Raw genomic sequence first — 13436 nt, 5'->3', positions numbered from 1 at the left:
GACGGCGCGAAACGGTGTAAAGCGCTGCCTTGCAACTGCAGAAAGCCGATCCCAAGTCATGGTGAACGGAGACGCTCATGCAACGATATTCCTATCTCGATCTCGCCGCGGTGCCCGAGGGCAGCGATGCCGCCACCGCGCTCGCCAACACCGCCGATCTCGCCCGCAAGGCCGAGGCATTAGGCTTTCACCGCTACTGGCTGGCGGAGCATCACAACATGCCCGGCATCGCCTCGGCGGCGACCTCGATCGTCATCGGCCATGTCGCCGCGGCGACGAAGACCATGCGCGTCGGCGCCGGCGGCGTCATGCTGCCGAACCACGCGCCGCTGATCGTGGCCGAGCAGTTCGGCACGCTGGCGACGCTCTACCCCGGCCGCATCGACCTCGGCCTCGGCCGCGCCCCGGGGACGGACATGCAGACCGCCCGCGCGCTGCGGCGCGGCCTCTCGGGCGCCGATACCTTCCCGCAGGATGTGGTCGAGATCATGGGCTATTTCGCCGAAGGGGCGGAAGCGGCGCCGGTGCAGGCCGTGCCCGGCGCGGGGACGGAGGTGCCGGTCTGGATCCTCGGCTCCAGCCTCTACGGCGCCCAGCTCGCCGCGCATCTGGGCCTGCCCTATGCCTTCGCCAGCCATTTCGCCCCGGCGCTCCTCGAAGAGGCGAGCCATATCTACCGCACGCGCTTCCAGCCCTCCGAACATCTGGCGGAGCCCTATTTCATGATGGCCATGGGGGTCTGCGCCGCCGAGACGGACGCGGAGGCGGAGTTCCTCCGCTCCTCGCAGGTCCTTTCCTTCGCGCGCCTGCGCACCGGGCGCCCCGGCAAGCTGCCGGCGCCGGTGCATGACCTCTCCGAAGTGCCGCCCGAGGTGATGGCCGGCGTCGAGCAGGCCTTCGCCTGCTCCGCCGTCGGCAGCCGCGAGACCGTGCGCCGGCGCATCGGCGAGCTGGTCGAGCGCCACCGGCCCGACGAGGTGATGGTCACCGGCATGATGCACGATCACGCCGCCCGCCTGCGCTCCACCGAGATCGCCGCCGAGGTGCTGGCCGAGCTCGCCCGCCCGCCGGTCGCGGCGAACTGAGGAAACCGACCGGGCGCCGGGGCGTTTCCACCGAAAGGAGGCGCCCCATGCCCGGAAAGCAGATCAAGGACGAAGCCACCTACAAGGCGCTCCGCGAGGACGGCGCCTCGAAGGAGAAGGCCGCCCGCATCGCCAATGCCAAGGCCGCCGGCGACAAGCCCGCCAAGAGCGGCGGCAAGGCGCCGCCCTATGAGGACTGGACGAAGGACGAGCTCTACGACCGCGCGCAGGAGCTCGGGATCGAGGGCCGCTCGGGGATGGACAAGGGCCAGCTCATCGAGGCCCTCCGCAACCACTGAACGCGACGCCCAAAAAATCTTCGCAGAAGATTTTTCCCCAAAGATTTTTCAAGGAAAAATCTTTGCTCACACCAGCACGCGCATGTGGCCCTGATTGCAGATCACGATGAACTGCCCGCCGCATTCGACGAGGTGAAATCCCCGCGCCAGCACCGCCGCCTTGAGCCGCTCGCGGCCGATCTCGCGCTCCACATCCAGAACCGAGCGGCGCACCACGCCGCCCCGCTCCACCGCCTTTGCGGAAAAGAGCTGCTCCAGCCAGGCCTCGTTGGGGCGTCGGAGGATGCGATCCATCCGCGGATCGTCCCCGCAGCTTGGTTAAGGGCCGGTTAGCATCCGCGAGAACAGTTCTTCCAGATAGGCCTCGGCGCGCGGATAGGGGTCCTTCTCGCCGAGGACGGCACTCATCTGCACCTCGAAATCCGCATAATGCTGGGTCAGCGCCCAGATCGAGATGATGAGATGGTGCCCGTCGAGCACCGGCAGCCGCCCCTCTGCGCCCCAGGCGCGGATCACGGCCGCCTTCTCGTCCACCAGCCGCTTCAGCTCTCCCGTCAGGCGCGGTGCCACATGCGGGGCGCCCTGCAGGATCTCGTTGGCGAAAAGCCGGCTCTCGCGCGGATATTGCCGTGACATCGCGAGCTTGCCGCGCACATAGCCGAGGATCTCCTCGCGGGGGTCTCCGCCGGGATCGACCGCATAGAGCGGGTCGAGCCAGGTCTTGAGGATCCCGTCGAGCAGATGCGTGTGGATCGCCTCCTTGGAGCGGAAATAATAGAGAAGATTGGGCTTCGACAGCCCGGCGGCCGTGGCGATCTCGTCCAGCGTCGCGCCCCGGAAGCCCTTCCGGGAAAAGACGTCGAGCGCCGCCTCGAGGATGGTCTCGCGGTTGCGGCGGCGGATGCGCCCGGCAGGCCGCGCCTCGGCCCGCGCCGTGCCCCCGGAGCGGGCAGGACGGCGCGCGGCGATCTGGGGAACTCTGTCGTCCGGCACGTCCTCACCTTGCTCAATCCGGCCCCGCGCGTCACGTTGGGGGGAGGGCCGCCCGGAGGCCCCGGGGTCTTCAGGAATGGTAGCGCCAGCGATGCGGCAGGGTCAAACAACGGTTCAACAGGAAAGAGGCCCGGCATGAAGCGGCTCCTCATCCTGCAATATGGCGATGTGCGCGCCGCGCTGCGCGCCTTTGCCGAGGGACGACAGGAGACCTATTACGACCAGCGCCGCTCCGTCGGCTTCTGGACAGATCGCGCCGCGGCCGGCACCGAGATCACCATTGCCTATCCGGTCGACGAGGCCGCCTATCGGGAGGTGGTCTCGACCGGGCTCACCTGCGTCGGCGTGCCCTCCCGGCATTTCTACGACGGCGGCCTCGGCGGGGATCTGATCGAGACGAGCCGCGCCGAGGCGGTGATCGTCGGCGGGCCGCATCTGCCCATGCTGACCGCCGCCCGCGCCGCCGGCCTGCCCGTCTATGCCAACTTCGCCGATGTCTTCCGCCCGCTCGGCTTCGGCGCCGTGACCCGCCGCGAGGGGCTGCGCCGGGCGCGCGAGCACTGGCGGCTCCGCCGGCTGCTCGGCGCCCCCAATGTCACCGCCATCGGCAACCATTCGCTCGGCGCCTCGCGCTCGCTGCACGAGGTGCTGCGCCTGCCGAAGGCGCGCATCACCCCCTGGGAATGGACGCCCTTCCCCACCGTGCCGCGCGTGCAGCCCTTCTGCGAAGACGGGCTCCGCCTCGTCTATGCCGGCACGCTCAGCGAGGCGAAGGGCGTCGGCGATCTCCTCCGCGCCGTGGCGCTTCTGCGCGACGGCGGCGCCGGCGTGACGCTGACGCTCTTCGGCGAGGGGCAGGACCGGCTGATGCTCGAGGAGGAGGCGAACCGGCTGCAGCTCGGCCGCGCCGTGCGCTTCGAGGGGCTCCAGCCCAATGACGTGGTGCGCGCCGCAATGGCCGGGGCCGATGCCGTCACCGTCCCCTCCCGCCCCGCCTATGCCGAGGCGCTGCCGAATGTCATCTCCGAGGCGCTCTCGGTCGGCACGCCGCTGGTGATCTCCGATCACCCGGCCTTTGCCTTCCGCTTCACGCCCGGCGAGGCGGCGCTGGTCGCGCCCCCGGCCGACCCCGGCGCGCTCGCCCGCACGCTCGGCCGCCTCCTGCGTGAGCCCGGGCTGGCCGAGGCGCTCTCGTCCCGCACGGCGGAGGTGCTTGCGGGGTTGCGCTTCGGGTCGCTCTGGTACGACCTTATGCAGGCGTTCCTCGATGACCCGACCGACAAGACCGGCTGGGTCGCCCGCCATTCGCTGGCGGCGCTGGAGCGCCGCTGACAACCACGGAAGGACAAGCCATGCCCGCCCCCGGCGAGAACCTGAAGATCGACGGATCCCGGCTCTGGGACAGCCTGATGGAGATGGCGAAGATCGGCCCCGGCGTGGCCGGCGGCAACAACCGCCAGACGCTTACGGATGCCGATGCGGAGGGCCGCGCGCTCTTCAAGCGCTGGTGCGACGAGGCGGGGCTGACGACGGGCGTCGACAAGATGGGCACGATGTTCGCCCGCCGCGAGGGCGAGGATCCGACGGCCCTGCCTGTCTATGTGGGCTCCCATCTCGACACCCAGCCGACCGGCGGCAAGTATGACGGCGTTCTCGGCGTGCTCGGGGGCTTGGAGATCATCCGCACCCTCAACGACCTCGGCATCAAGACCAAGCACCCGATCGTCGTCACCAACTGGACGAACGAGGAGGGCACCCGCTTCGCCCCGGCCATGCTCGCCTCCGGCGTCTTCGCCGGCCAGCACGAGCTGGACTGGGCCTATGCGCGCAAGGATGCGGAGGGAAAGAGCTTCGGCGACGAACTCGCCCGCATCGGCTGGGTCGGCGAGGAGGAGGTCGGCGCCCGCCAAATGCATGCCTTCTTCGAATACCATATCGAGCAGGGCCCGATCCTCGAGGCGGAGGGCGTCGACATCGGCGTCGTCACCCACGGGCAGGGCCTGTGGTGGCTGGAGGTGACGCTGACCGGCAAGGACGCGCATACCGGCTCGACACCCATGACCATGCGGGTGAACGCCGGGCTCGGCATGGCGCGGATCACGGAGGCCGTGCACCGCATCGCCATGGCCCACCAGCCGAATGCCGTCGGCGCCATCGGCCAGGCGAATGTCTATCCGAATTCGCGGAACGTGATCCCCGGCAAGGCCGTCTTCACCATCGACTTCCGCTCGCCGGATCTGGAAAAGCTGACCTCGATGCGCGCGGCGCTGGAGAAAGAGGCGGCGGAGATCGCCGCCGAGCTCGGCCTCGGCATCGAGATCGAGCCGACGGGGCATTTCGACCCGGTGACCTTCGACGAGACCTGCGTCGGCGCGGTCCGCTCGGCCGCCGAGCGGCTCGGCTATTCGCATATGGACATCGTCTCCGGCGCCGGCCACGACGCCTGCTGGATCAACCGGCTCTATCCCACGGCCATGGTCATGTGCCCCTGCGTGGACGGCCTCTCTCACAACGAGGCCGAAGAGATCAGCCCCGAATGGGCCCAAAAGGGCGCCGACGTGCTGTTCCACGCGGTGGTGGAGACGGCGGAGATCGTGGAGTAGCGGGGTCCCCGTTGGGAGAGGGTCCACCCCACCCCTCCCTTCGCGCCCAGCCCTCCCCCTCAACCGAGCGCCGCGGTGCCGCGCCGGCCCGGGGGTTGGCGCTCCCGACACCGCCCCAGCACACTTCATGGTGCCGCCACTCCCTCGTTCCGAGCGGGGCGCCACGTTGCAGAGCGCCCGCCCGCGGGACTGGCCGGCGCTCGCGCGTGGGACATGCAGCAACGATGCGCCCGGCGTAGGGTGGGTTTGCAACCCACCTCCCCTCGCCAGCTCGCAGCACGGCCAACCGCCCGCCCGTGCGACGACGTCCCGCCACCCGAAGCGCCCCCCTCCCCCGTCTTTGCTCCCGGAAAATCCTCGGGGGGAGTCGCCGAAGGCGGCGGGGGGCAGACAGCCCCCCGCCCCGCTCTTCCCTCGGCCGCCCCGCCAGCAGGGGGGTTGACCCTCCCCCGCCACCGCAGAAGGATCGGCGGGACAGCCGGCCCCCGGCGCCATGACACCAAGGACATCCGCATGACCCGCCTTCCCCTGATCCTCGCCCTGCCGCTCTTCGCGGCCGGCTGCGTCGGCATCACCCTGCCCGGCACCGAGCCCGAGCCCCCGGCCCCGCCGCCGCCGGAAGTGCTCTCCGCCCTGCCCTCCGGCACCGCGCCCAGCGTCGCCTTCCAGAACACCGACGGCTGCTGGCTCTTCTCCATCGAGGCGAAGGACCCGCCGTCCGGCTTCTACGTCACCGACGACGCCGGCCAGCCGATCTGTACGCCCGCCCCGGAATAAGCACCCCTAAAGGAGCCGCCCCATGAGCAAGGTCATCAAGAACGGAACGGTCGTCACCGCCGATCTCACCTACAAGGCCGACGTTCTCATCGAGGACGGCAGGATCGCCGAGATCGGCCCCGATCTCTCCGGCGACGAGGTGCTCGACGCCACCGGCTGCTTCGTCATGCCCGGCGGGATCGACCCCCATACGCATCTGGAGATGCCCTTCATGGGCACCTTCTCCACCGACGATTTCGACTCTGGCACCCGCGCGGCCCTCGCCGGCGGCACCACGATGGTCGTCGATTTCGCCCTGCCCGACCCGGGCCAGAGCCTGACCGACGCGCTCAAGCGCTGGCACAACAAGTCGGGCCGGGCGCATTGCGACTATTCCTTCCACATGGCGGTGACCTGGTGGGGCGAGCAGGTCTTCGAAGAGATGAAGACCGTCATCAACGATCACGGCATCAACACCTTCAAGCATTTCATGGCCTACAAGGGCGCGCTGATGGTGAATGACGACGAGATGTACGCCAGCTTCCAGCGTCTGGCCGAGCTCGGCGGCATCGCCATGGTCCATGCCGAGAACGGTGACGTGGTGGCCGAGCTCTCCGCCCGGCTCCTGCGCGAGGGCAACACCGGGCCGGAGGCCCATGCCTATTCGCGGCCCTCCCAGGTGGAGGGCGAGGCCACCAACCGCGCCATCATGATCGCCGACATGGCCGGCGTGCCGCTCTACGTGGTGCATACCTCCTGCGAGGAGAGCCACGAGGCCATCCGCCGCGCCCGGATGGCCGGCAAGCGCGTCTGGGGCGAGCCGCTGATCCAGCACCTGACGCTCGACGAAAGCGAGTATTTCCATGAGGACTGGGACCATGCGGCGCGGCGCGTCATGTCTCCCCCCTTCCGCAACAAGAAGCACCAGGACTCGCTCTGGGCCGGGCTGCAGTCGGGCTCGCTCTCGGTCGTGGCGACCGATCACTGCGCCTTCACGACCCAGCAGAAGCGCTACGGCGTCGGCGATTTCACCAAGATCCCGAATGGCACCGGCGGGCTCGAGGATCGCATCCCGATGCTCTGGACGCATGGCGTGGGCACCGGCCGGCTGACGCCGGAGGAATTCGTCGCCGTCACCTCCACCAACATCGCCAAGATCCTCAACTGCTACCCGAAGAAGGGCGCGATCCTGGTCGGCGCGGATGCCGACATCCTCGTCCTCGACCCGGAGAAGGAGAAGGTGATCACCGCCGCGAACCAGGTCTCCGCCATCGATTACAACGTCTTCGAGGGGCAGAAGGTGAAGGGCCTGCCGCGCTTCGTGCTGACCCGCGGCCATGTGGCCGTCACCGACGGCGAGATGACCACCCGCGAGGGGCATGGCGAATTCGTCAAGCGGCCCGGCAACGGCTCGGTCAACCGGGCGCTGTCGAGCTGGAAGGCGCTGACCAACCCCCGGCCGGTGGAGCGCTCGGGGATCCCGGCGACCGGGGTGTGAGGGCGGCGGTTTTCGCGCGAAGCCCGTGGTGAGCGCGGCCCTCACCGGCATCCTCGAGGCGGCCGTCTATGTGAACGACCTCGAGGCGGCGGCCGCCTTCTACGGCGGGGTGCTCGGCCTCGAGGAGATCACTCGCCGGGATGGCCGGCATGTCTTCTTCCGCTGCGGCGCCTCGGTGCTCCTCTGCTTCATCGCGGCGGAGACGGAGAAGCCGGCCTCCCCGGACGCGCGCCTGCCCGTGCCGCCCCACGGGGCGCGCGGGCCGGGGCATGTGTGCTTCGTGGCCGATGCTTCCGCCCTTGAGGCGCTCGCGGCGGAGCTGCCGGCGCAGGGCGTCGCAATCGAGGAGGACATGCGCTGGCCCAACGGCGCCCGCTCGATCTACGTGCGCGACCCGGCGGGCAATTCGGTGGAATTCGCGGAGCCGAAGCTCTGGGCGTGAGGGCAGGGCAATGGTGGGTTACAAACCCACCCTACGCCGCCCCGTAGGGTGGGTTTGTAACCCACCTCCCCTTCACCACCTCCACGACACCCGCCCAAACTCCTGCCCCGTAGGGCGGGCTTCAGCCCGCCACCCCGCCCGCCAGACCTCCCACCCTCGCCGCGCAGGGCGAGCGCCGGCCCGGGGGGTGGCGCTCCCAACCGTTCCGCATTGCACTTTATGGTGCAGCCACTTCCTCTCCTCAGAGCTCAGCACTACCCCACGAGAGCGCCAGCCCGCGGGACGGGCCGGCGCTCGCCCTGCGCCTGCGGCGCGCACCGGGCGGGGCGCCGCACGACGGTCGCACAAGGCGTAGGGTGGGTTTTCAACCCACCGCCACTGTCGGGAGTTCGCCCCCCGCGAGCCCGCCCGGCAGGGCGGGGTCGGGCCCCGCGCCTGCCCGCCAATTCACCATCTGCCCGCCCGACACGCAGCTCCCCCTGCGCAAGTTCTTGGCAAATGCCTCCCCGTCGGCTTTGGTGGCCTCCATGACCACCGCATCCCTCAACGTCCCCGCGCCCGCATGACCGCCGCCCCCGTCATCCAGGCCCGCGACCTGAACCTCGTCTTCCACACGAACGACGGCGATATCCATGCGCTGAAGGACGTGACGCTCGACATCGGCAAGGGCGAGTTCGTCTCCTTCATCGGCCCCTCGGGCTGCGGCAAGACCACCTTCCTGCGGTGCATCGCCGGGCTCGAGCAGCCGACCGGCGGCAGCCTCACCGTCAATGGCATGACGCCCGATGCCGCCCGGCGCGCCCGCGCCTATGGCTATGTCTTCCAGGCCGCCGGGCTCTATCCCTGGCGCACCATCGGCGGCAACATCCGGCTGCCGCTCGAGATCATGGGGTTCCCGAAGGCCGATCAGGAGAAACGCGTCGCCCGCGTCCTCGAGCTGGTCGAGCTCTCGGGCTTCGAGAAGAAGTTCCCCTGGCAGCTCTCCGGCGGCATGCAGCAGCGCGCCTCCATCGCCCGGGCGCTGGCCTTCGATGCCGATATCCTCCTGATGGACGAGCCCTTCGGCGCGCTCGACGAGATCGTGCGTGACCGGCTGAACGAGGAGCTGCTGCAGCTCTGGGGCCGGACCGGCAAGACCATCGGCTTCGTCACCCATTCGATTCCCGAGGCGGTGTATCTGTCGACGAAGATCGTCGTCATGTCGCCCCGCCCCGGCCGCATCGCCGATGTGATCGAGAGCCCGCTGCCCCGCGAGCGGCCCCTCGACATCCGCGACAGCGCCGAGTTCATCGCCATCTCCCACCGCGTCCGCGAAGGCCTGCGCGCCGGGCATGAGGAGGAGGCATGAGCGCCGGTTTCTACTCCTGGCTCGGGGGAGCGATGGTCGTCTTCCTCGCCGCCTCCTCGCTGCTGCGCGCCTCGCTCGGCAAGCCGGGCTGGCTCATGATCGCCTGCGCGCTCGCGCTCTACACGCTCGGCAATCTCATGATGCTGCGGCTGATGCGCGAGAGCGGCATGGCCGTCGCCATCTCGATCTCCGCCGTTCTGCAGCTCCTGCTCGCCAATGCCGTCGCCTTCGCCTGGTTCGGCGAGCGGCCGTCGCCGACGCAGATGGCCGGCATCGCGCTCGGCGTCGTCGCCGTGGCGCTGATCGTCCTGCCGAAGGGTAACCCGTGAGGGCCGCGCTGCCGATCCTCACCGTAATCGCCGTCATCGGCGTCCTTTGGTACGCGGCCGTGCCGCCCATGAACATCCGTGTCAGCCTCGACCTCGCAGAGAGGATGGGGGAAAGCGTGACCCCCGAGGGCGTCGCCGAGCGGCGCGCCCTCTCGATCGCCCAGCTGCTGATCTCGAACCCCGACCGGATCGGCGAGACCTTCCGGCTCGAGCGCCCGCGCCTGCCGACGCCCGGGCAGGTTCTGACCGAGCTCTGGGCCACCACCGGCGCCATGGCACTGGAAGGGCGCGGCTTTTCCAAGCGCTCGCTGATCTACCACGGCTGGATCACGCTGCGCTCCACGCTCGCCGGCTTCGCGCTCGGGCTCGCATTGGGCCTCGCCGGGGCCGTTGCCATCACCTATGCGCGGGTGGCAGAGAAATCGCTCATGCCCTGGGCGATCATCAGCCAGACGATCCCCATCGTGGCGCTGGCGCCGATGATCGTCGTGCTCTCCAGCCAGATCGGGGTGGAGGGCCGCGGCCTGCCGAAGGCGATCATCTCGGCCTACCTCTGCTACTTCCCGATCCTCGTCGGCATGGTGAAGGGGCTGAACGCGCCGACGGACCAGCAGCTCGACCTCTTGAAGACCTGGAGCGCCAGCGGGCTGCAGAGCTTCTGGAAGCTGCGCCTGCCCGCCTCGATGCCCTATCTCTTCGCCTCGCTGAAGGTGGGCATCGCCGCCGCGCTCGTCGGCACCATCGTCGGCGAATTGCCGACCGGCGCCATCTCGGGCCTCGGCGCGCGGATCCTGATCGGCGACCAGTTCGGCACGCCGCTCGCCATCTGGGCCGCGCTCCTCGCCGCCGCCATCCTCGCCGGCGCGCTCGTCACCGGGCTCGATGCCATGCAGCGCACCGTCCTCCGCCGCCGGGGAGAGGGAGCATGAGCTGGCTCGCCGTGATCCTCATCGTCTGGCCGCTCGCCTGGGTGCTCAACATCGTGCTGGTGCGCTCGGCCTTCGGCGGCAGCCGCGCCGTGGCGCTCGCCGTGCCGCTGATCTTCGGCGCGACGCTCCTCCTCCTCTGGGAGGGGCTGGTGCGCCATTTCAATGTCATGCCCGTCATCCTGCCCGCCCCCTCGGCGGTCTGGAGCACCTTCCTCGCCATGCGCGAGACGCTCTGGGGAGACTTCGTGCAGACGGTCGTGAAGGGCGCCCTTTCAGGCTATGCCATCGGCTGCCTCGCCGCCTTCGTCGCCGCGATCCTGATCGACCGCTCGTCCTTCCTCACCCGGGGCCTCCTGCCCATCGGCAATTTCGTGGCCGCGCTGCCCATCGTCGGCATCGCGCCGATCCTCGTGAGCTGGTTCGGCTTCGACTGGCATTCCAAGGCCGCCGTGGTCGTCGTCATGGTCTTCTTCCCGATGCTGGTGAACTGCGTGCAGGGCCTGCGCGAGACGGAACCGATGCAGCGCGACCTGATGCGCACCTATGCCGCGAGCTACTGGCAGGGCATGGCCAAGCTGCGCCTGCCGGCGGCGCTGCCCTTCATCTTCAACGGCCTGAAGATTTCCACGACCCTGGCGCTGATCGGCGCCGTGGTTGCCGAATATTTCGGCTCTCCGACGCGCGGGATGGGCTTTCGCATCTCCACCGGCGTCGGAAGCTTGTCGATCGACCTCGTCTGGGCGGAGATCATGGTGGCGGCCCTCGCCGGCACATGTCTCTATGGGGTCGTCGCATGGATCGAGGCGCGGCTGTGCTTCTGGCACCCGTCGCACCGAAAGTGAGGCCCGCTTCAAGACGGGCAGAAGCCGGCGAGCAGTCAGCAGGGAAAGGACCAAGATCATGAAGAGAACGTTCACCGCCGCCGCAGCCGCCGCGCTCGCGGCCCTCGCCGGCGCCGCCGCCGCGCAGGACAACGAGGTCACGCTTCAGCTGAAGTGGGTGACCCAGGCGCAGTTCGCCGGCTATTACGTCGCGCTCGACCAGGGCTTCTACGAGGCCGAGGGGCTCGATGTCACCATCCTGCCCGGCGGCCCCGACATCGCCCCCGAGCAGGTCATCGCCGGCGGCGGCGCCGATGTCATCACCACCTGGATGGCCGCCGCCCTCGCCGCCCGCGAACGCGGCCTGCCGCTCGTCAACATCGCCCAGCCCTTCAAGACCGGCGGGCTGCAGCTCACCTGCCTCAAGTCCACCGGCATCGAGAGCGAGGCGGATTTCGCGGACAAGACGCTCGGCGTCTGGTTCTTCGGCAACGAATATCCGTTCTACGCCTATATGGCCTCGCTCGGCCTTGCGACGGACGGCTCCGAGGGCGGTGTGGAAGTGCTGCGCCAGGCCTTCAACGTCGACCCGCTGGTGCAGGGCCAGGCCGACTGCATCTCGACCATGACCTACAACGAATACGGCCAGGTGCTCGACAACGGCTTCACCGAGGAGGACCTCGTCAACTTCAACTATCTCGACATGGGCATCGGGATGCTGGAGGACGGGCTCTACGTCATGGAGGAAGACCTCGAGGATCCGGAGTTCGTCGACAAGATGGTCCGCTTCGTCCGCGCCTCGATGGAAGGCTGGAAATGGGCGGAAGAGAACCCCGAGGAAGCCGCCGAGATCGTCGTGGAATATGACGAGACCGGCGCCCAGACGCTGGAGCACCAGGTCTACATGATGGGCGAGGTCGCCAAGCTGACCGCCGGCTCCAACGGCGCGCTCGACCCGGCCGACTACGAGCAGACGGTGGCGACGCTGCTTTCCGCCGTCTCGGAAGAGAACCCGGCGATCACCGAGGAGCCCGAGGGCGCCTATACGCTGGAGATCACCGACGCGGCGCTGGCCGAGTAAGCGCGGGCCCATGACCTGAGACAGAGCGGGGGCCTTCGGGCCCCCGTTTCCGTTTGTAGGAACGGAAGTGGCGGTGGCGGGCGACGCGCTTGTGCCCTCACCGGCGGCCCCCAATGCGGCGCCATCCGGGTCTCGGTCGCCCGGCGCTGAGGCCGCACCGGTCTTTCGCGGCGGCCTCCGCCGCGCTATCGGGGGCGGAGGGCCGATTGGATCGAGGGAAGGGTCACGGATGCGCGTTCTGGTCACCGGCGGCGCCGGGTTCATCGGCAGCCACACGCTGGTCGAGCTCCTCGGCCAGGGGCACCATTGCTGCGTGGTCGACAGTTTCGCGACCAGCTCGCCCGAAGCGCTCGCCCGGGTCCGCGAGCTGACCAATGCTCCGCTCGACGCCCACGAGGCCGACATCCGCGACACCGCGCGGCTGACGGGCATCGCGGAGGAGTTCCGCCCCGAGGCGGTGATCCATTTCGCCGGCCTCAAGGCCGTGGGCGAGAGCGCCGAGCGGCCGGTCGATTACTACGAGGTCAACGTCGGCGGCACGCTCAGCCTCATCCGGGCGATGGAGGCGGCGGGCTGCGGGCGGGTCATCTTCTCCTCCTCCGCCACGGTCTATGGCGACCCGGAGTATCTGCCCTTCGACGAGGCGCATCCTCTGAAGCCCATCAACGTCTACGGGCAGACGAAGGCGATGGCGGAGCGGGTGCTCTCCGACTGGGCGGGGGCCGCGCCCGGGCGGGGCGCGGTGCTCCTGCGCTATTTCAACCCGGTCGGCGCCCATGCCTCGGGGCGGATCGGCGAGGATCCGGCGGGGATCCCGAGCAATCTCATGCCCTTCCTCGCCCAGGTCGCCTCGGGCGAGCGGGAGCGTCTGTCGATCTTCGGCGACGATTACGACACGCCTGATGGCACCGGCGTGCGCGACTACATCCATGTGGTGGATCTCGCCCGCGCCCATGTCGCGGCGCTGGGGCGGGTGGCGGCGCTGGAGGGCGCCGAGCCTATCAACGTCGGCACCGGGCGCGGCTATTCCGTGAAGGAGATGCACGCCGCCTTCAGCAAGGTCGTGGGCCGCGAGCTGCCCTACGAGATCGCACCCCGGCGCGCCGGCGACATCGCCACCTCCGTCGCCGACCCCTCCCGCGCCCGCGAGCGGCTGGGATGGGAGGCGGCCCACGGGATCGAGGACATGGCGAAGAGCATCTGGGCCTGGCAGAGCGCCAACCCCAGGGGCTACCGGGGCTGAGGGGCGCCG

General features: G+C 69.5%; 15 protein-coding genes. 13 read left to right on the top strand and 2 right to left on the bottom strand.

Going from position 1 to position 13436, the window contains the following annotated elements; genetic code table 11:
- Window positions 1-77 precede the first annotated feature (77 nt).
- Together ACAZ03_RS02785 and ACAZ03_RS02780 are read left to right on the top strand one after the other, a co-directional pair.
- The gene (locus ACAZ03_RS02785) at window positions 78-1085 is read left to right on the top strand and encodes an LLM class flavin-dependent oxidoreductase (protein WP_373355832.1); all 1008 of its coding nucleotides are present in this window, start codon (window positions 78-80) and stop codon (window positions 1083-1085) included.
- Between the two features lie 47 nt (window positions 1086-1132).
- Complete coding sequence (locus ACAZ03_RS02780) at window positions 1133-1384, top strand: Rho termination factor N-terminal domain-containing protein (RefSeq protein WP_373355831.1); 252 nt, start codon at window positions 1133-1135, stop codon at window positions 1382-1384.
- A gap of 66 nt (window positions 1385-1450) precedes the next feature.
- Here the strand turns inward: ACAZ03_RS02780 and ACAZ03_RS02775 are convergent, their stop codons facing one another.
- Both ACAZ03_RS02775 and ACAZ03_RS02770 read right to left on the bottom strand, forming a co-directional pair.
- A complete protein-coding gene (locus ACAZ03_RS02775; RefSeq protein WP_373355830.1) occupies window positions 1451-1678 on the bottom strand; it encodes an N-(5'-phosphoribosyl)anthranilate isomerase in 228 nt (75 codons plus the stop codon).
- Window positions 1679-1702: 24 nt separating this feature from the next.
- Window positions 1703-2287 (bottom strand): TetR family transcriptional regulator C-terminal domain-containing protein, encoded by a 585-nt coding sequence (locus tag ACAZ03_RS02770; protein WP_373357034.1) that lies wholly within the window; start codon window positions 2285-2287, stop codon window positions 1703-1705.
- A gap of 225 nt (window positions 2288-2512) precedes the next feature.
- Between ACAZ03_RS02770 and ACAZ03_RS02765 the strand changes: the two genes are divergently transcribed.
- The 11 genes from ACAZ03_RS02765 (at window position 2513) to galE (ending at window position 13427) form a co-directional block, all read left to right on the top strand.
- A complete protein-coding gene (locus ACAZ03_RS02765) occupies window positions 2513-3709 on the top strand; it encodes a glycosyltransferase family 4 protein (RefSeq protein ID WP_373355829.1) in 1197 nt (398 codons plus the stop codon).
- 20 nt (window positions 3710-3729) lie between these two features.
- Window positions 3730-4980: a Zn-dependent hydrolase gene (locus tag ACAZ03_RS02760; RefSeq protein ID WP_373355828.1), complete on the top strand. Its 1251-nt coding sequence runs from the start codon at window positions 3730-3732 to the stop codon at window positions 4978-4980.
- A gap of 513 nt (window positions 4981-5493) precedes the next feature.
- Window positions 5494-5757, top strand: a complete 264-nt coding sequence (locus ACAZ03_RS02755) for a hypothetical protein (protein ID WP_373355827.1) — start codon at window positions 5494-5496, stop codon at window positions 5755-5757.
- A gap of 22 nt (window positions 5758-5779) precedes the next feature.
- Entirely contained in the window at window positions 5780-7234 is a 1455-nt protein-coding gene (gene hydA / locus ACAZ03_RS02750) for a dihydropyrimidinase (RefSeq protein WP_373355826.1), read from the top strand.
- 25 nt (window positions 7235-7259) lie between these two features.
- A complete protein-coding gene (locus ACAZ03_RS02745) occupies window positions 7260-7676 on the top strand; it encodes a VOC family protein (RefSeq protein WP_373355825.1) in 417 nt (138 codons plus the stop codon).
- A gap of 562 nt (window positions 7677-8238) precedes the next feature.
- Entirely contained in the window at window positions 8239-9024 is a 786-nt protein-coding gene (locus ACAZ03_RS02740; protein ID WP_373355824.1) for an ABC transporter ATP-binding protein, read from the top strand.
- Window positions 9021-9353 carry a hypothetical protein gene (locus ACAZ03_RS02735; RefSeq protein WP_373355823.1) on the top strand — a complete coding sequence of 111 codons (333 nt, stop codon included), beginning with the start codon at window positions 9021-9023 and terminating at the stop codon, window positions 9351-9353. Before ACAZ03_RS02740 ends, ACAZ03_RS02735 begins: the two co-directional genes overlap by 4 nt.
- Window positions 9350-10282, top strand: a complete 933-nt coding sequence (locus tag ACAZ03_RS02730) for an ABC transporter permease (RefSeq protein WP_373355822.1) — start codon at window positions 9350-9352, stop codon at window positions 10280-10282. Before ACAZ03_RS02735 ends, ACAZ03_RS02730 begins: the two co-directional genes overlap by 4 nt.
- The gene (locus tag ACAZ03_RS02725) at window positions 10279-11124 is read left to right on the top strand and encodes an ABC transporter permease (protein WP_373355821.1); all 846 of its coding nucleotides are present in this window, start codon (window positions 10279-10281) and stop codon (window positions 11122-11124) included. Before ACAZ03_RS02730 ends, ACAZ03_RS02725 begins: the two co-directional genes overlap by 4 nt.
- Window positions 11125-11182: 58 nt before the next feature.
- On the top strand, window positions 11183-12184 hold the full coding sequence (locus ACAZ03_RS02720; RefSeq protein WP_373355820.1) for an ABC transporter substrate-binding protein: 1002 nt from the start codon (window positions 11183-11185) through the stop codon (window positions 12182-12184).
- A 229-nt stretch (window positions 12185-12413) separates the two neighbouring features.
- Window positions 12414-13427 (top strand): UDP-glucose 4-epimerase GalE, encoded by a 1014-nt coding sequence (gene galE, locus ACAZ03_RS02715; RefSeq protein WP_373355819.1) that lies wholly within the window; start codon window positions 12414-12416, stop codon window positions 13425-13427.
- Window positions 13428-13436: the final 9 nt, after the last annotated feature.

Source organism: Pseudoroseicyclus sp. CXY001, assembly GCF_041714655.1.
In the GTDB taxonomy this organism is placed as follows: Bacteria; Pseudomonadota; Alphaproteobacteria; order Rhodobacterales; family Rhodobacteraceae; genus Pseudoroseicyclus_A.
This window is presented reverse-complemented; position numbering and strand designations above follow the sequence as displayed.